15 protein-coding genes are annotated in these 17947 nt (G+C 59.1%); 4 read left to right on the plus strand and 11 right to left on the minus strand.

All coding sequences use genetic code 11. From position 1 onward, the window contains the following. Positions 1-5: 5 nt before the first annotated feature. Positions 6-1361, minus strand: coding sequence for a serine hydroxymethyltransferase (locus LRO94_RS23785; RefSeq protein ID WP_032885626.1), 1356 nt, complete (start codon positions 1359-1361; stop codon positions 6-8). A 308-nt stretch (positions 1362-1669) separates the two neighbouring features. Here LRO94_RS23785 and LRO94_RS23790 point away from each other — a divergent pair, with 308 nt between their 5' ends. Both LRO94_RS23790 and LRO94_RS23795 read left to right on the plus strand, forming a co-directional pair. After that, positions 1670-2272, plus strand: a complete 603-nt coding sequence (locus LRO94_RS23790; RefSeq protein ID WP_095186382.1) for a helix-turn-helix transcriptional regulator — start codon at positions 1670-1672, stop codon at positions 2270-2272. Next, entirely contained in the window at positions 2259-3137 is an 879-nt protein-coding gene (locus tag LRO94_RS23795) for a queuosine precursor transporter (RefSeq protein WP_032885624.1), read from the plus strand. Before LRO94_RS23790 ends, LRO94_RS23795 begins: the two co-directional genes overlap by 14 nt. A 41-nt stretch (positions 3138-3178) precedes the next feature. Here the strand turns inward: LRO94_RS23795 and queC are convergent, their stop codons facing one another. The 8 genes from queC to hmpA form a co-directional block, all read right to left on the minus strand. Next, the gene (gene queC / locus LRO94_RS23800; protein ID WP_032885623.1) at positions 3179-3877 is read right to left on the minus strand and encodes a 7-cyano-7-deazaguanine synthase QueC; all 699 of its coding nucleotides are present in this window, start codon (positions 3875-3877) and stop codon (positions 3179-3181) included. 103 nt (positions 3878-3980) lie between these two features. Continuing rightward, on the minus strand, positions 3981-4868 hold the full coding sequence (gene cyoE / locus LRO94_RS23805; RefSeq protein ID WP_014719864.1) for a heme o synthase: 888 nt from the start codon (positions 4866-4868) through the stop codon (positions 3981-3983). An 11-nt stretch (positions 4869-4879) separates the two neighbouring features. Then, positions 4880-5221 carry a cytochrome o ubiquinol oxidase subunit IV gene (cyoD, locus tag LRO94_RS23810; RefSeq protein ID WP_017734785.1) on the minus strand — a complete coding sequence of 114 codons (342 nt, stop codon included), beginning with the start codon at positions 5219-5221 and terminating at the stop codon, positions 4880-4882. After that, positions 5221-5847, minus strand: coding sequence for a cytochrome o ubiquinol oxidase subunit III (locus tag LRO94_RS23815; protein WP_032885622.1), 627 nt, complete (start codon positions 5845-5847; stop codon positions 5221-5223). The genes cyoD and LRO94_RS23815 overlap by 1 nt, the downstream gene beginning before the upstream one ends. A gap of 3 nt (positions 5848-5850) precedes the next feature. Further along, positions 5851-7869, minus strand: a complete 2019-nt coding sequence (gene cyoB, locus LRO94_RS23820; RefSeq protein WP_032885621.1) for a cytochrome o ubiquinol oxidase subunit I — start codon at positions 7867-7869, stop codon at positions 5851-5853. 3 nt (positions 7870-7872) lie between these two features. After that, the gene (gene cyoA / locus LRO94_RS23825; RefSeq protein ID WP_032885620.1) at positions 7873-8814 is read right to left on the minus strand and encodes a ubiquinol oxidase subunit II; all 942 of its coding nucleotides are present in this window, start codon (positions 8812-8814) and stop codon (positions 7873-7875) included. A 792-nt stretch (positions 8815-9606) separates the two neighbouring features. Next, entirely contained in the window at positions 9607-10113 is a 507-nt protein-coding gene (locus LRO94_RS23830) for a disulfide bond formation protein B (RefSeq protein WP_032885619.1), read from the minus strand. Between the two features lie 210 nt (positions 10114-10323). Next, positions 10324-11505, minus strand: a complete 1182-nt coding sequence (gene hmpA / locus LRO94_RS23835; protein ID WP_032885618.1) for an NO-inducible flavohemoprotein — start codon at positions 11503-11505, stop codon at positions 10324-10326. Positions 11506-11652: 147 nt separating this feature from the next. Between hmpA and norR the strand changes: the two genes are divergently transcribed. Then, positions 11653-13197 (plus strand): nitric oxide reductase transcriptional regulator NorR, encoded by a 1545-nt coding sequence (norR, locus tag LRO94_RS23840; protein ID WP_179179881.1) that lies wholly within the window; start codon positions 11653-11655, stop codon positions 13195-13197. Positions 13198-13323: 126 nt separating this feature from the next. On the opposite strand, the gene LRO94_RS23845 is transcribed toward norR, so the two are convergent. After that, entirely contained in the window at positions 13324-14226 is a 903-nt protein-coding gene (locus LRO94_RS23845; RefSeq protein ID WP_095186380.1) for a DMT family transporter, read from the minus strand. Positions 14227-14362: 136 nt separating this feature from the next. Between LRO94_RS23845 and LRO94_RS23850 the strand changes: the two genes are divergently transcribed. After that, positions 14363-15235 carry a helix-turn-helix domain-containing protein gene (locus LRO94_RS23850; protein WP_032885615.1) on the plus strand — a complete coding sequence of 291 codons (873 nt, stop codon included), beginning with the start codon at positions 14363-14365 and terminating at the stop codon, positions 15233-15235. On the opposite strand, the gene LRO94_RS23855 is transcribed toward LRO94_RS23850, so the two are convergent. Then, the gene (locus tag LRO94_RS23855) at positions 15232-17733 is read right to left on the minus strand and encodes a LuxR C-terminal-related transcriptional regulator (RefSeq protein WP_179179880.1); all 2502 of its coding nucleotides are present in this window, start codon (positions 17731-17733) and stop codon (positions 15232-15234) included. The two genes, LRO94_RS23850 and LRO94_RS23855, sit on opposite strands and share 4 nt — an antisense overlap. Positions 17734-17947 lie beyond the last annotated feature (214 nt).

A 17947-nucleotide genomic window follows, 5' to 3' on the forward strand; every position in this document is an offset into this window, starting at 1 on the left:
GGCTTTCAGTGCTCCCAATAGTCCGCGATGGGGTATTTGGCACACAAATGCTCAAGTTCAGAGCGCAATTGCGCCTGCGCAGTGGGCTCGAAGTGGTACTCGTATTCACCAAGCGGCGTCACCTGGTTGAGTACCCGGCACACCAGATCGACGACTTGCCGACAGCCATCGGCATCCACATTGCGTTGGGCCATGGAACCTGTGCCAATACATAGGCCGCTGGCAACGGCAGACGAACGGGTCTCGCCGGGTACGCGACTTTTATTCACAACGATTCCGCAGCCTTCCAACGCCGACTCAGCGATGGCACCGGTCATGTCCCCGCGCAAACGAATCAACACCGTATGGTTTTCGCTGCGCCCACCGACGACGTCATAGTCATGGGCCTGAAACGCGTAGGCCGCTTCGTCGGCCAGGGCGCGAACCCGCCCCATGCAAACGTCGAATTCCGCCGTCATTGCGTAGCCGAGCGCCGCGGCTTTTGCGGCGATCATGTTGACCGCCGGCGCGCCCTGCATACGCGGGAAGACGGCTTGATCCAGCACACGGCTGAAAGTCGCCTTCAAGCCAGGCACCTTGGTATGGGCGTCGCGACCGGACAGGATCAGCCCACCACGCGGGCCACCCAACTGTTTGTGAGTGCAAGTGGTCGTGACGTGAGCCGCGTTAATCGGGCTGGGGTGGCGACCGGTCACAACCAGCCCTGCGATATGGGAAATATCGGCCAACAGGATCGCGCCTGCTTCATCGGCAATCGCACGAAACCGCTCGAAATCCAGCACACGCGAATAAGCCGATGCGCCGCAAATGATGATCCGTGGACGATGGGCCAGCGCCAGGCTGCGCACCTGCTCGTAATCGATAAGGCCCTCGGCAGTGGTGCCGTAGCGAATCGCTTTGTAGTAGGCCCCGGTAAACACGGCGGGGCTGCCGTGGGTCAGGTGACCTCCGTGATCGTGGGCCATGCCCAGCAAGGTATCACCCGGCTCAAGCAGGGCGGACAACACTTGAGCGTTGGCGTTGGAACCCGAGTGCGATTGCACGCCGGCGTAGTGGGCGTCGAACAGTTCACGCGCCCTGCGGATCGCCAGGGACTCAACCAGATCGACATTCTCGCAGCCGGCGCGATGACGCTTGCCGGGCGCGCCCTCAGCAGTAACGTTGACCAGTGCGGACGCGGAAGCCGCCAGGGTGCGAGGCTTGACTGCACAGGAGGACGCGACCAATGACAGCGTGCGATGTTGGCGCGCCACTTCGGCGTCCAGCAGCATCGCCAGTTCCAGGTCCTCGGCGCGCAGGTCCGCCATGCCTCGGCGCAACAGGTCAGCCTGATCCTGCAGGTGTACGGTATTGAATGCCATGGCGGGTGTCCTTTCCTTGGTCGCTGCGTATCAGTTCGTCCTGAACCGTGGCGTTCAATTAAACAGGAAATTAAACATTTTCCAAATTAAATGTTCGCTTTTGCCCCCCCTTACCGAGCGGATGGCCATTTGCCTTGCGCAATGCGGATCCCTCGCATCCGGGACTTTATTGTTAGGTCGCACGCGTGCAACACTTGCGCCCGCCGCGACGTATGAAACGCCCTGGATGGGCGTTTCACTGTTGAAACAATCTATACGGCGTCTTCAAAGATCGACGGTTTTTACTATAGGGAAGTGGTGAGCGCGTGATGCACAGACGAGAAAAAACCGAGCATTTGAAGAGCAACATCAAGTACTTGATCAAGAGCCGTGGCGAGACCCAGCTGTCGCTGTGCAACGCCGCCGGCCTGACCCGCACTACGATCTACAACATCCTCGAAGGCAAGGTCGTCAATGTTCAGCAGTCGACCCTGCGCAAGATTTCCGACTTCTTCGGCGTGTCCTACGAAGAAATCGAGACCATCGATTTTGAAGCCAAGGAAATCATCGAGAGCAGTGCCTCGCCCCAAGGCAACATGAACCCCGCAGCCGTGCCGGTGCTCAAGCAAAGCCAGGTCATGCAGCACTTGGATAAGCGCATTGGCGAACTGGCTACCCTCTTCCCGCTCACGTACTACTTCGGCACCTCCCACAACCTGATCGGCGTGCGACTGGAGCGCCCTATACCGGGTGCGAATGAGCCGGGTGACCTGTTGATCATCCAGAAGGGTTCGTCGAGCGACGATAAGGAAAAACTGGTGTTCGACAGGGCTACCCACACGCTGTTTATCAGCCGTGAAGCCTGCGCCAGCTCAGAACGTCTGTGTGTACTGGGGGATATCATTGAGGAGCGCTTCAATGACCACGTATGAAAGCGAGATCGAAAACAGCAAATACAAACTGCTGGGCTTCGAAAATGACAAGCGCCTGGCGGTGATCATGATCATCGCCACGGGCAAGATCATTCGGGTCAAGTTGAGCGAAGTCTTAAACAGCGAAATCATGGATAACTTGAATAAAATGGAAGTTAAAAACCTGTACAAGAAGTACTACTCCCAAGCGGGCACGGTGACGGCGTACGACCTCAACGATCGCAATGAAAGTTCGTGGATGATCTACATCATCCTCAACCTGCTGCTCTTCACCTTTTACATCTTCACCAGCATTGCCGCGACGAAACCGATCTACATCGAATCCCTCGACATCATCGTTACGCCGGGCACTTTCCTATACCCGCTGACCTTCCTGATCGTGGATCTGCTCAACGAAAACTTTGGCCTGAGGCTCGCCCGGAAGGCCATCCTGTTTGCCTTTGCCAGCAACGCGATGATCATCATTTTGCTCTACGGCTCCACCTTCTTACCCGGCTTGCCCGGGTGGAAACTCGACGGTCCCTATAACGATGTGATTGTGCAGGTGTCGTCGGTGTTGATCGCGTCTTCGGTGTCGTTCCTGGTGTCGGAAAACATCAACTCGTATTTGCTGTGCAAGATCAAAGAGCTGACTAACTCCAAATACCTATACCTGCGCATCTTCCTCAGTACGTTCTTTGCGGTGATTATCGACAGCTTCCTGTTCTGCTTTATTGCGTTCTACGGCGCCATGCAGACCAGCGATATCCTGAGCATGATCTATGTGCAGATCGCAATTAAGGTGGGCTTTGCGTTCTTTAATATTCTGCCGGCCTATGGCGCGCGTTCGTTGTTCAAGCGCTATATCACCGGCAACGCTGCCTGATTGAAACACGCCGATGGGCCTTGCCCATCGGCTTCATCACCTTAGTTCAGCTGCAACTTCTGCTTCAGGTTCTGCATGACATCCGTCTTGTTCTGCAGGTACTCATTCAAGCCCCGTGCACGCAGGTTGCACGCATCACACTCGCCACAGCCACTGCCTAGGACGCCGTTGTAGCAGGTCAGGGTCTGCTGGCGGACCAAGTCCAGTTGCTGGTGGTAATCGGCCAAGGCCCAGGTCTCGGCCTTGTTCAGCCACATCAGCGGGGTTTCCAGGCGCACGTCATATTCCATGCCCAGCTTGAGTGCCTGATTCAGCGCCTTGACGAATTCATCGCGGCAGTCCGGATAACCGGAGAAGTCGGTTTCGCACACGCCTGTAATGACGGTCTCGGCTTTCACCTGGTAGGCGTAGATTGCCGCCAGGGTCAGAAACAGAATATTGCGCCCCGGCACAAAGGTGCTGGGCAGGCTTTCACCTGAGCTGTTCACGGTCGGCACAGGAATGTTGTCGCGGGTCAGGCTGCTGATGGCCAGCTCGTTGAGCAACGACACGTCCATCACTTTGTGAACGGTGGCCCCCAACTGCTTGGCAAGCTGCTGGGCGACTTCGACTTCCGCCACATGGCGTTGGCCATAGTCGAAGGTAATGCAGTGCACTTCATCGTAGTGCGGCAGTGCGTGGATTAAACAGGTGGTGGAGTCTTGTCCGCCACTGAACACGATTACGGCTTTTTTACTCATCGTTCTGCGTCCTGCATGGGTAGGATGTGGGCATAGTTTAAAGGTCACTCAATAAAAAACCCCGCGCTTCTTTCGAAGGCGGGGCCTTTTGCTACTCAGACACTCAGTGTGCGTAGGTCAGCAACAGCTCTTTCGGCACTTGGAAATCCAGGGACATCATCACGCTGAGCGCGGTGATGGTGAAAATCGAGAACACGAACAGCTTGCGCGCCCAGACGGTGTCATCCACCGCCTTGTAGCCTGTCCAGGCCATGTACAACCAGTACATGCCCATGGCAGCCGCGACGGCGAGGTAGCTCATGCCGGCGTAGCCACTGAAGGTCAACATCAAGGTCGCCACGAGGAAAGCCAGGATGTAGAGCAGGATGTGTTTCTTGGCAACCTGGATGCCACGCTTGACCGGCAAAACCGGAATCGATGCAGCCAGGTAGTCGTTGAAACGGAAGATCGCGATGGCGTAGGAATGCGGCATCTGCCACAGGCTGAACATCACCAGCAGCACCAGCGCGGCCATGTCGAAGCTATTGGTTACAGCCACATAACCAATCACCGGCGGCATCGCCCCCGACAGACTGCCCACCAGCGTGCCGTGAACCGACTTGCGCTTGAGGTACAGGCTGTAGAGGCCGACGTAGATGACAAAGCCGATCACGGCAAACAGCGCCGCCAACGGGTTGGCCACCTTGTACAACAGTGCCACACCGGCAACACCCAAAACGGTCGCGTAGATCAGTGCCAGCTTCAGGGAGATAAGGCCCTGGACCAGCACGCGATTCTTGGTGCGCTCCATCTTGATATCGATGTCACGGTCGATGCAGTTGTTGAAGACACAACCGGAAGCAACCACCAGGGACGTACCGATCATCGCAGCCAGGAAGATGGCCAGATCGACATGTCCCTTGGAGGCCAGGAAGAAACCGCCCGCCACAGAAAGCACGTTACCGAAAATGATCCCCGGTTTGGTGATTTGGATAAAGTGCTTAAGCGACATCGGGTCTTACCTCACTTCGCCATCATGAACGTATGGATGCTGAACATGATCCATATCGACAAGCCAACCAGCAGCAGGATTACTAAGCCTGCGAACACGAACGCAATCACGTTATCGCGCTGCTCTTTAGAACGATCCAGGTGCAGGAAGTACACCAGGTGAACCAGGACCTGAATCACCGCGAATGCCAATACGATCATCAAGGTGATCGACTTCGGCAGGGTCGGGTACATCACCAGACCGAACGGGATGAGCGTCAGGATTACCGACAGGATGAAGCCAATGGCGTACGACTTAACGCTGCCGTGGCTCGAATCATGGCTGTCATGGTCATGGGAGTGTGCATTAGCCATTACAGAGTCCCCATCAGGTAAACAACGGTGAAGACGCAGATCCAGACCACGTCCAGGAAGTGCCAGAACAGGCTCAGGCAAGTCAGGCGAGTCTTGTTGGTGTTGGTCAGGCCGTGTTTATTGACCTGATACATCATCACCGCCATCCACAGCAGGCCGGCAGTAACGTGCAGACCGTGGGTGCCGACCAGCGTGAAGAACGCCGACAGGAAACCGGAACGGTGCGGGCCGTAGCCTTCGGAGATCAACAGGTGGAACTCGTTGATCTCCATGCCGATGAAGCCCAGGCCGAACAGGAAGGTCATACCCAGCCAGGTCAGCACGCCTTTCTTGTTGCCCTTGTAGAAGGCCAACATGGCGAAGCCGTAGGTGATCGAACTGAACAACAGCAAGGCGGTTTCGCCAAGCACGTAAGGCAGTTCGAAGATGTCGTGGCCCGACGGGCCACCCGCTACGTTGTTTACCAGTACCGCGTACACCGCGAAGATCGACGCAAACAAGATGCAGTCGGTCATCAGGTAGAGCCAGAAACCGAAAACGGTCATCGGCCCCGAGTCGTGGTGATGGTCATCGTGCCCATGGTCATCGACATGGGCGTGTCCAGCATTGGTCACTAAGTTCGACATGGTTTAAGCCTGTTCCAACGAGGTTTCTACACGGTTGGCCGGGATTTTCTTCTCGGCGACCAGGCGAGCGTGCTGCTCGGCTTCGATGCGCTCGATCGTTTCGACCGGCACCATGTAGCCTTGATCATCACGTGCTGCGTGGACAATGAAGTAGCCGATGGTGCCCACCAGGCTCACGATTGCCAGCCACCAGATGTGCCAGATCATCGCGAAACCGAACACGGTCAACAGCGCACCCATCACCACGCCAGTGGCGGTGTTGCTTGGCATGTGGATCGGCTCGTAGTGCTTAGGACGCTGGTACGCAGTACCGTCTTCCTTGGCTTCGGTGAACGCATCAATGGTGTTCGCAGTAGGGATCACGGCGAAGTTGTAGAACGGCGGCGGCGACGAAGTCGACCATTCCAGGGTGTGGCCATTCCATGGGTCGCCGGAGTCGCAAGCGTTCTGCTTACGGTCACGGATGCTCACGTACAGTTGGATCAACTGGCAGGCGATACCCACAGCGATCATGATTGCACCGAACATGGCAACGTACAGGTACGGTACCCACTCAGGGTTGGTAGTGGCGTTCAGACGACGGGTCATGCCCATGAAGCCCAGTGCGTAGAGCGGCATGAACGCGACGAAGAAGCCCGAGATCCAGAACCAGAATGCAGCCTTGCCCCAACCTTCGTGCAGCTTGAAGCCGAACGCTTTCGGGAAGTAGAAGCTGAAACCAGCGATGTAACCGAATACAGCGCCACCGATGATCACGTTGTGGAAGTGAGCGATCACGAACAGGCTGTTGTGCAGTACGAAGTCAGCACCCGGGATGGCCAGCAGTACGCCGGTCATGCCGCCGATGGCGAAGGTCACCATGAAGCCCAGGGTCCACAGAACCTGGCTGGTCATGCGCAGACGACCGTGATAGATGGTGAACAGCCAGTTGAATAGCTTCACCCCCGTCGGGATGGAAATCAGCATCGTCGCCAGGCCGAAGAAGGCGTTGACGCTGGCCCCCGAGCCCATGGTGAAGAAGTGGTGCAGCCAAACCATGAAGCCCAGTACCGAGATCGCGCCCGATGCATAAACCATCGAGTGGTGACCGAACAGGCGCTTGCCGGTAAAGGTCGAGATCACTTCAGAGAAGATACCGAACGCTGGCAGGATCAGGATGTACACCTCAGGGTGACCCCATGCCCAGAACAGGTTCACGTACATCATTGGATTGCCACCAAGTTCATTGGTGAAAATGTGGAAATCCAAGTAACGGTCAAGCGACAGCAGCGCCATGGTAGCGGCCAGGATCGGGAACGAAGCCACGATCAGGACGTTGGCCCAGGTGCAGGTCCAGGTGAAGATCGGCATGTCCATCAGTTTCATGCCAGGGGCGCGCATTTTCAGGACGGTGGCCAGGAAGTTGACCCCCGTCAGCGTCGTCCCGAGTCCTGATAACTGTAGCGCCCAGATGTAGTAGTCCACACCCACGCCAGGGCTGTACTGGATACCCGACAATGGCGGATACGCAACCCAACCGGTCTTGGCGAATTCGCCGACGCCCAGGGAGACGTTGATCAGCACAACGCCGGATACCAGCAGCCAGAAGCTCAGGGAGTTCAGGAACGGGTAGGCAACGTCACGGGCACCGATCTGCAGCGGCACCGCAAGGTTCATCAGGCCGGTGAAGAAAGGCATCGCCATGAAGATGATCATGATCACACCGTGGGCGGTGAAGATCTGGTCATAGTGTTCAGGCGGCAGGTAGCCAGGCGAACCTTCGGTGGCCATGGCCAACTGGGTACGCATCATGATGGCGTCGGCAAAACCACGCAGCAGCATGACCATGGCAACGATGATGTACATCACGCCGATTTTCTTGTGGTCGACCGACGTCAGCCACTCGGTCCACAGGTAGGTCCACTTCTTGAAATAAGTGATTGCTGCAAACAGTGCCAGACCACCCAGCGCGATCATGGCGATGGTAATCATCACAATCGGCTCGTGGAACGGGACCGCATCCCAACTTAATTTACCAAACATCGTTTACTCCTCTGCCCCAGCAGTTGAATGCGAGCCCGTGTCAGAACCTTCAACCGCGGCCACTTCTTTCTTCTCGTGCTTGACCGGCTTGCCTGGCTTCATACCTTCGTACTTGTCGACGATTTTCTGAAACAGGTTCGGCTCATACGCGGAGTACAGAGCGACTGGGTTGTTCTGGCTTGGTTTGGTCAGGGCGTCGTATTCAGCTTGATCAAGCTGTTTAGGTGCGGCCTTGACTTCGGCTACCCAGGCGTTGAAATCTTCCTGGCTCGTCGAGATCGCTTTGAATTTCATGCCGGTGAAGCCAGCGCCGCTGTAGTTCGCGGAGATGCCTTCCATTTCAGCTTTTTCGTTCGCGATCAGGTGCAGACGGGTCTGCATGCCTGCCATCGCGTAGATCTGGCCACCCAGGGCTGGGATGAAGAACGAGTTCATCACGGCGTCGGAGGTGATCCGGAAGTTAAGCGGGGTGTTCTCCGGGAACCGGATCTGGTTAACCGTGGCGATACCCAGGTCCGGGTAGATGAACAGCCACTTCCAGTCCAGCGCGACCACTTCGATGTTGATCGGCTTGACGTCGGACTCCAGCGGACGGTACGGGTCCAACTCGTGGGTCGACTTATAGGTGATGTAACCCAGGGCGATGATGATGAGGATCGGAACCAGCCACACCGCGATTTCGATCTTGGTGGAGTGCGACCACTTAGGCGCGTAGGTCGCGTTGGTGTTCGACGCGCGGTATTTCCAGGCGAAGGCGAAGGTCATGATGATCACAGGCACCACAACCAACAGCATCAGCAGGGTGGCAGTGATGATCAGGTTTCGTTGATCCAGACCGATCTGTCCTTTTGGGTCCATCAAGGTCCACTTGCAGCCTCCCAGCATTAACATCATGCCAAGCAGCGGCAAAAAGCCTAGTAATCGGGGGTACCTGTTTTTACTCATCTCACGACCTCTAAAGCAGCTTGCGCAATGCAGTTGGGTTTTGATCGCCAACACTTCACCCTGCCAAGGGTTGGCATTTCTCTTCGATTGAATAAGAGCCTGCCCGGCACGCCATAACGGAGCGTTTCACGGACCTGCGGTGAGTTCTTATTCGATTTCGTGGTTAAAGGCCTTGTTACAGACCAATTCCGTTTGGTGCGGATAGTTGAAAGGCTGCCGGAACCTTGGGGTCGCACAGAGCCATCCATCTGCCCCTCGACCGCTCCAGTGCTCAAATATTGAACAGCACGGGACATTCAGTGCGTGCGATTGTAGTTAGCTAGCGATGTATAAACCATGTCTTATAAAGAAATAATTTTTATCGATTACAGCAATAATCCTTCACCGATATTGCAACGGTTCGCGATTTTATCGCGTTCGATTCTCAACAAAAACCACAAAAATTGCGGTGTTATAGGCTGAACCGCCACGGCCTTCAGTCGTCGTAAGGGCATGCAAAACCTATCTAACCCCCCAGAAAACAAGGCATTGGGACATCACGCAAAGGTGTGTCCGCCGCGAGGTGCGCAACGTCGTCCAGACCACGAACTGACAGCACACCTTGGGCGTTTTTTGCAAATTTAAGCGATGGCTTCGCGAAGCAGAAACGTCCTGCGGCGGCCTCTGTGTGACAACATGTCGCACGCTTCGCGCACCCTCAGTTGTCCCGTGTCACGCTCTATTCACAAAAGCCTACAAACAAAAACGCCCCGGCCTTCGTCAAAGAAGGACCGGGGCGTTTGACAGTTGGGTTCAGGCCTTGCGCTGGCGATTGCGATAGATGCCCAGCGGCACCAGGATCACCGTCAGCACGAACGCCACCAAGGCCCACTGCGCCAGGGACAGGCCCAGCACCGGCGGGTACGGCGTGCTGCAGAAGCCATCGACCTGAAAGCCCAGCGGGAAGACCTTGGCCAGGGGCAGGTCATCGACGATGGGTTGCAGCACATCGATGCCGCAGCTGACCTGCGGGAAGAACTGGGTGTACACGTGGTGACCCGCTGCGGCCACCCCGCCGACGGCGCTGAGGATCACCAGCCCTTCGAAAAAGGTCAGGGCACCCTTGGTGCGCATGGCTGCGCCGATGAACGCGAAGATCGCAATCAACAACAAGGCATAGCGTTGCAGGATGCACAGCGGGCACGGCGCCTCGCCCAGCACCACCTGCATGTACAACGCCCCACCGATCAGCGCCAGGCAGATGATGCCCAGCAACACCAGAAAGCGCCGCTCCCTGCCTAAACGCAATTCGTCACTCATCCCCGTATCCCTTTGTTTGGTTGTGCCAATGGCCGCAAGTTTACACACAGAGAGTGGTTTAAACAGAGGGGGGTTAACGGGGGATTAATCTGAAGAAATAGAGAGCCAAATGTGGGAAGGGGCTTGCCCTCCATAGCAGTGGATCAGCCAGCTTATCTTCAGCTGACACACCGCTATCGAGGACAAGCCCCCTTCCACATTTTGACCGTGTTATTCCAAGGCAGCAGCCGGGCCGAAGAACTCGTAGCGGCTTTGCTTCTCGGGCACACCCAGGGCCTTGAGGTGGCGCTTGATTGCGGCCATGAAACCTTTAGGTCCGAGGAAGTACGCGTCCAGGTCACGCTCTTGCGGCAACCAGGCCTGCAACTGCTCCAGACTCAAGAGCCCGACGTTATCCGCCGCTGGGCTCACGCCGTCATCCTCGGCATAGCAATAGAAGCGCTTGAGTTGCGGGTGCTTCGCGGCGAGCGCGTCCACCCAATCGCGAAACGCGTGCACCCCGCCGTTACGCGCGCAGTGGATAAAATGCACCGGACGCTGGGTGGCCAGAGCGGCTTCAAGCATCGGCAGGGTCGGCGTGATGCCCACGCCGCCGCTGATCAGCACCAACGGTTTATCGCTGGCCTGCAGGATGAACTCACCCGACGGCGGGAACAGGTCGATGGTTGCGCCGACGTGCAACTGGTCATGCAGGTAGCTGGACACCCGCCCACCGGCTTCGCGCTTGACGCTGATGCGATACTGCCCGGCATCGCTGAGGGCCGACAGGGAATAGTTGCGGCGCACTTCTTCACCGTCGAGCACCAGCTTCATACCGATGTATTGGCCTGGCGCGGCGGCAAGGATCGGACCGTTATCCACAGGCGCGAAATAGAAAGAGACGATCTCGGCACTCTCCTCCACTCGCTTGACCAACGTAAACGCCCGCGCACCGCGCCAGCCGCCGGGGGCCTGGGCTTTCTCTTCGTAGATGGCGGCTTCGGCACCGATCAGAATGTCGGCCAACTGGCCATAGGCGGCGCCCCAGGCCTTCATCACCTCAGGCGTGGCAATCTCGCTACCCAGCACTTCGGAAATCGCCCGCAGCAGGCAGGCGCCCACGATCGGGTAGTGCTCCGGCAGGATCTGCAACGCCACATGCTTGTTGATGATCTTCGCCACCAAGTCGCCCAGTTGGTCGAGCTGGTCGATATGCCGCGCGTACATCAACACGCCGTTGGCCAAGGCGCGAGGCTGGTCGCCGCTGGCTTGGTGGGTCTGGTTGAACAGCGGGCGCACCTCAGGGTACTCGGAGAGCATCATGCGGTAGAAATGGGTGATCAGCGCCTCACCGCCACTTTCCAGCAGGGGCACGGTGGATTTGACGATGGCACGGTCTTGGGCACTAAGCATGAGAGCCTCCTGGGCTTCTTTACTGATTACCCTTAGCTACTCAGTATTCATGCCAACTAATAAATCGTTAATTTTCAATACCTTAAACATTGTGTAGTCAGTATGACCTCCTACACTCTATAGTCATAAGGACTACAAGGAGTCATTATGACTGCGCAATCATTGCTCACCACCCTCCTGCCCTTGGTCGCCGACCTGTCCCGCGACCTGCCCGAAGGCGAGCGCTATCGCCGCCTGTTGCAAGCCATGCGTGCCCTGCTGCCGTGCGACGCCGCAGCGTTGCTGCGCCTGGACGGTGAATGGCTGGTGCCGCTGGCAGTAGACGGGTTGAGCGCCGACACCTTGGGCCGACGCTTCAAGGTGAGCGAGCACCCGCGCTTCGCCGTCCTGCTCGGCAGCCCCGGCCCGACGCGCTTTGACAGCGACAGTGAATTGCCCGACCCCTACGACGGCCTGGTCGATGGCCTGCACGGACACTTGGAAGTGCACGACTGCATGGGCTGCCCGTTGTTTGTCGACGACCAGCCCTGGGGCCTGCTGACCCTGGATGCCCTCGACACCGAACGTTTCGAACGGGTTGAACTGGACGCCCTGCAAGCCTTCGCCAGCCTCGCTGCCGCCACCGTCAACGTCGCCGAACGCATCGAGCGCCTGGCGCTGCGCGCTGAAGACGAACACCAACGTGCCGAGATCTACCGTCAAGCCAGCGGCCAGCAGCACAAGGAAATGATCGGCCAGAGCAAAAGCCACAAACGCTTGGTCGAGGAAATCAAACTGGTGGGCGGCAGCGACCTCACCGTGCTGATCACCGGCGAAACCGGAGTGGGCAAGGAATTGGTGGCCCAGGCTATCCACGCGGCATCCAATCGTGCGGATAAACCGCTCATCAGCCTCAACTGCGCCGCCCTGCCGGAGACGCTGGTGGAGAGCGAGTTGTTCGGCCACGTACGCGGAGCCTTTACCGGCGCGCTCAATGAGCGTCGCGGCAAGTTCGAACTGGCCAACGGCGGCACCTTGTTCCTGGATGAAGTAGGCGAACTGTCGCTGCCCGTGCAAGCCAAGCTGCTGCGAGTGCTGCAAAGCGGTCAGTTGCAGCGCCTCGGTTCGGACAAGGAGCATCAGGTTGACGTACGCCTGATCGCCGCCACCAACCGCGACCTCGCCGACGAAGTCCGCAACGGCCACTACCGCGCCGATTTCTACCACCGTCTTAGCGTATACCCGCTGCAAGTGCCGTCACTGCGCGAGCGCGGGCGCGATGTGTTGCTGCTGGCGGGCTTCTTCCTCGAACAGAACCGCTCACGCATGGGCCTGGGCAGTCTGCGGCTGACCAGCGATGCCCAGGCCGCGCTTTTGGCCTATAACTGGCCGGGGAATGTGCGGGAGCTGGAACACTTGATCGGACGCAGCGCGTTGAAGGCATTGGGCAACTGTCGCGAACGGCCGAGGATTCTGAGCTTGAGTGCGCAGGATCTGGACTTGCCGACGGTGAATGCGCCGGTCATCGAAGCACAGGCTCAAGCCGCACCCGTGGTCACCGGCGACCTGCGCCAGGCCACCGAAGACTATCAACGCCAGATCATCAGCGCCTGCCTGGAACGCCACCAACACAACTGGGCCAGCGCGGCCCGCGAACTGGGCCTGGACCGCGCCAACCTGGGCCGCATGGCCAAGCGCCTCGGACTGAAATAGCAAGGACAGCTCGGCCACATGTATGAAATGCAGGGAGTGTGGGAGGGGGCTTGCCCCCGATAGCGGTGGGCCAGCTATAGAGGGGCTGGCTGACACACTGCCCTCGGGGGCACGCCCCCTCCCCCATTAGACTGTCTTCGCCTGGAAGACCGGACTGGCAGACTTAGGCTTACGAAACACCAACACATTGCCCAACATCACCAGCACCAACCCCGCCAACGCCGGCGCGGTCCATTGGTAGCCCTCGGCAAACGCTGACACATTCAGCGCCACCACCGGGAACAGCACCGTGCAATACGCTGCCCGCTCCGGCCCCATGCGCCCAACCAGGGTCAGGTAAGCCGTAAAGCCGATCACCGAACCCGGAATCACCAGGTACCACAGCGCGCCGATGTACCGTGCGCTCCAGTCCATCTCAAACGGAATGCCCCGCACCACACAGTAGGTCGCCAGCATCAAGGAGCCGTACAACATGCCCCAGGCATTGGTGGTCAGCGGCCGCAAGCCGGCCTTCTGTTGCAGGCTCGACAGCATATTGCCGGCCGAGAAACACATAGTCCCCAGTAACGCCAGACCCAAGCCGAACAAGGTCTGCGGACTGGCGGTGTGCCCCACCAGTTCCGGCCAAAACAGCAAGCCCAAGCCCGCCAACCCGAGGCCACCGCCCATCAACACGTTACGTGCCACGCGTTGGCCGAAAAAGACCCGGGCATTCAGCGCGTTCCACAACGTGGCGGTGGAAAACACCACTGCCACCAGGCCGCTGGGAATCCACTGGCTGGCGGTCAGGAAGCACATGAAGTTGACGCAAAACAGGCACAGCCCCTGCGCCAGGCAGATCAGATGCCCGCGCCGGTTCATCACCTGCAACTTGCGGCTGAGCAGCAACAACGCAAACAACACCAGCGCCGCCAAGCCAAAGCGATAGACGATGGACACAGGAATAGCCACCACGCCCAATTGCCATTTGAGGGCGATCCAGGTGGTGCCCCAGATCAGCACGGTGAGTAAATACAGGGAAAGGTTCATAGCGGGCTCCATCGGTTGAGCCACAGTGTCGCCCTCAACCGGCGCCGCGCTCTTGCACATTCTTGCGCTTTTGTCGGGCGGTGGGCTCACAGCGCCCACCTCGCGGAGTAGGATGCAAGGCGTCGGAGAACACACCATGTCAGATCTGGAATCCCTACAAGTCTTTCAAGCCCTTAACCGCTCGCCCAACGCACGTCTTGAAGCCTGCGCCGAGCTCGGTGACGGCTTGTCGGCAGCTTTGTGGAGCAACCATCACGATTCCCAGGACTACCAGGCGCCCAGCCATCACACCTTATCCTGCTACATCGGCGGTGGCACTGGCACCTTTCGGCGTGACCAGCCGGGCACCAAGGGCGGCCCCGACAAGCTGTGTATCCTGCCCGCCGAGCATCAGTCGGCGTGGGTGATCAACGGTGAAATCCGCCTGGCCCACGTGTATTTCAGCCCAGAGCAATTTGCCCTCGGCTGCGTCACCCTGCTCGACCGCGAACCGCGCACCCTGGAACTGCGCGAAAGCACCTTTCTGCAAGACGACAGCCAGGCCAGACGCTTCCACCAGTTGATCGCGCTCAACTGGCAGGAGCCCGCCGAACGCCTGCTGACCAGCAGCCTGGCCCATGAAATGCTCAGCCACACCCTGCTCAGCCAGGTAGGCGCCCGCGAAGGCCTGCGTTTGAAAGGTGGTTTAGCGGCGTACCAGCGACGGCTGTTGGTGGACTACATCGACCAGCACCTGGAAGACCCCATCAGCCTTGGGCAACTGGCTGGCCTGTGCGCGCTGTCGGAATACCATTTTGCGCGGATGTTCCGCCAAAGCTTCGGCCTGCCGCCCCATCAGTACTTACTGGCGCGTCGGCTGACCCGCGCGCAACACCTGCTGCGCAGCGGTGCCCTGCCCTTGGGCGAGATTGCCTTGCTGTGCGGTTTTTCCAGTGCCAGTCACTTCACTCATCGCTTCCGCCAGGCCATGGGCGCCACGCCCGGCGACTACCGTCAGGCGTTCATTTAAACCATCAAGCCCAACGTCTTGGCCTTGGCCACCGCCTGAGTTCGCCGCTCGACGCCCAGCTTGCTGTGGATGCGCCGCGCGTGAGTCTTTACGGTGTGCAGGGAGATAAACAGCCGGTCGGCAATTTCCAGGTTGGAGCTGCCCAGGGCGATCAGTTGCAGCACTTCCAATTCACGCTGGCTCAAGGGGTTTTCTACCGTGCCGGGGGTTGACGCCTGGGGTTCCATGCCCAGCTCACTCAACAGTCCCGGCGAGCGCAAACGCAGTTCACGAATCGCTTGTTGCACCTGACAACGCCCGGCCAGTTCCAGGCCGGTTTGCAGCGAACGGCGCGCCAAGGCAGCATCGCCCAGTTGCCAAGCGACTTCGCCCAGCACCAGGTGCAGCTCGGTTTCCAGGCAGAGCATGCCGCGCTGATGGGTGGTTTCCAGCAACGCGTTGAGCCGTGCCACAGGTTGATCGGCGCAGCCCAGTTTCACCTCCGCCAGCACCAGCAGGTATTCCAGGCGTGGAATCAGTTCCAGGGTGGCCGGTGGCGCCTGTTTGGCCTGGGGGCCACGGAAGTGGCGCAGCACACGGCGCACCGCTTCCACGGTCAATTCGGCGCGGCCTTGCTGCAACCAGAAATGCCCACTGACCAACAACAGCACCGCCCGGTATACCGTGTCCGGCACCTGGCGCTGCTGCATCAGCCGTTCGGCGTCGCGCAGTTGCACAAAGGCCTGGGCGTAATCACCCCGGTTGGCGGCCAGCAAGGCCAGACCGAGAAAACCGTAGAGCACGCGTTTGTCCTGGCTGTGCAGGCACATCTTCAGGCCAGTCTCGAAACAGTCGGCGGCCAAGCTGTCCTGGCCCTGGCGCAGCGCCAAGTGCCCGCGCCGCAAAGCAATGCGCCCAACCAGTGGCCCGGCCTTGAGCCGCTGCTTGAGTAACATCGCCTGCACCGTTTCCAGCAGGCTTTGCGCCCGATACGGCGCGCCACGCTGTTCCAGCAATTGCGCGTGATCCAACTCCAGCAACGCCTCCAGCACCAACGAACCATGGGCGCGCGCCAGGCACAGCGCTTCGCGGTTCAGGCCTTGGGCTGCGTCCAGTTCACCGCGCAGCAAGGCTTGTTGGGTCAGCCCCGACAGGCACATCAGGCGCGAAGTCCAGGCGCTCTCGGGCAAGGCTTGCAGGGCCTCAAGAAAATGCAGACGGGAACTCTCGGCATCGCCGCCCAGGTGCAGCAACCAGCCCCACTGCGCCTGCCAGCGCGCCAGTAAATAACGCTGTTGCGCCGCCGAGGGTTGCGGGGCAAATCGAGCGAGCTGATCGATGCACGCAGCCGCCTGTTCGAAGCGCCCGGCGAACAGGAGCGCAGCAGTCACCAACCCCACCAGTTGCGCCGAGCCGAGCATCAGTTCATCGCCATGCTGCTCATGCAGGCGCAACAGCAAGACGGCGTTCTGCTGGCGGAACAGGTCCTCAAAGCTGAAGTGCTGCAAGAGGCTCACCGCCATTTCATATTCTTCGGCCAGCAGAGCCTGTTCAAAAGCGGCCTGCCAATCCTGCTCGGTGCAAAACCACTGGCAAGCGCGTCGATGCCAAGAGCGCCTGGCAGGCCAGGGTTCGTTGTGCATCAGTTGCGCCAGGGGCGGGAAAACCTGCAACCAGTCGGTGTCTTCCCACGGCTCGATAAACGCGCCCAGCGCGTGTAAATCCCTCAGGTATTGGCCACCGTCGCCAGCGCCGAACAAGTGTTCGCACAGGCCAGTATTGAAGCGCGGCAGATGGGCCAGCACCCGCCAAGCCTCGGCCAACTCCGGCGGCAGCGTGCTGAAGAGTTCGTGTTGCAGGTAGTCGAGCAACGTCTTATCGGGATGACCATCACCCAGCAAGGCGATGCGCACACCCGCGCACCAACCCGCGCTGAACTGCAGCACGCTGTCGACGGACTGGGCCGGCGCATGGCTGAGCAGTGCCTGGATTTCCACAGGGGTAAATGCCAGTTCGGCGCCGCACTCAAGTAACTCATCGTCGAGCAGCAGCCGAGGCCAATTGCAGGCCGGACGCCGTCGAGCGCCCAACCACCAGGTCAGGGCCGGGCTGCTGGCGGTGAGCAGGCGATCGAGCAAGGCGTCGGTGTCTTGAGTGGGTAAGCGGCAGAAATCATCGAGGAACACCCATGCCTGGGCCTGCCAGCGGCTGAGGTCCAGCAGCAATGTGGCTTCGTCGGTAAACGTCAGGCCAAGGTTTTGCGCCAGCCGTTGGCACAGGTCGAGGGGGCTGAGCGACGCGCCATTGAGCGGCAACCAGTACACCTGGCAACCGATGGGCGCCTGCAACGCACATTCGGCGAGCAACGCGCTCTTGCCGCTGCCGCCGGGGGCGCATAACAACTTGACCCTGACCGGTGCTGCCAGCAAAGGCTCGGCCAGGCGGGGGCGCAGCAAATGATGGGCGGACAGCCGGGGCATGAATCCAGGACGGTCCAGGCAGCGTGTCATGGCGGTCATTGCTGCATCCTGCTTTTTTATTGTTATGCAACGTGATGCGTACCCTAGTCCTGTGGCGGGGGGTTGTTGAAGAAGTATTCAGCAGGGTGATTGAAGGCCATGCACAGAACCCAATGTGGGAGGGAGCTTGCCCCCGATGGCGGTGTATCAGTCAACCAATCCAGTGACTGATACTCCCTCATCGGGGGCAAGCCCCCTCCCACATTTTGACCCC

Origin of the sequence: Pseudomonas sivasensis (assembly GCF_021391435.1) — a bacterium.
GTDB lineage: Bacteria > Pseudomonadota > Gammaproteobacteria > Pseudomonadales > Pseudomonadaceae > Aquipseudomonas > Aquipseudomonas sivasensis.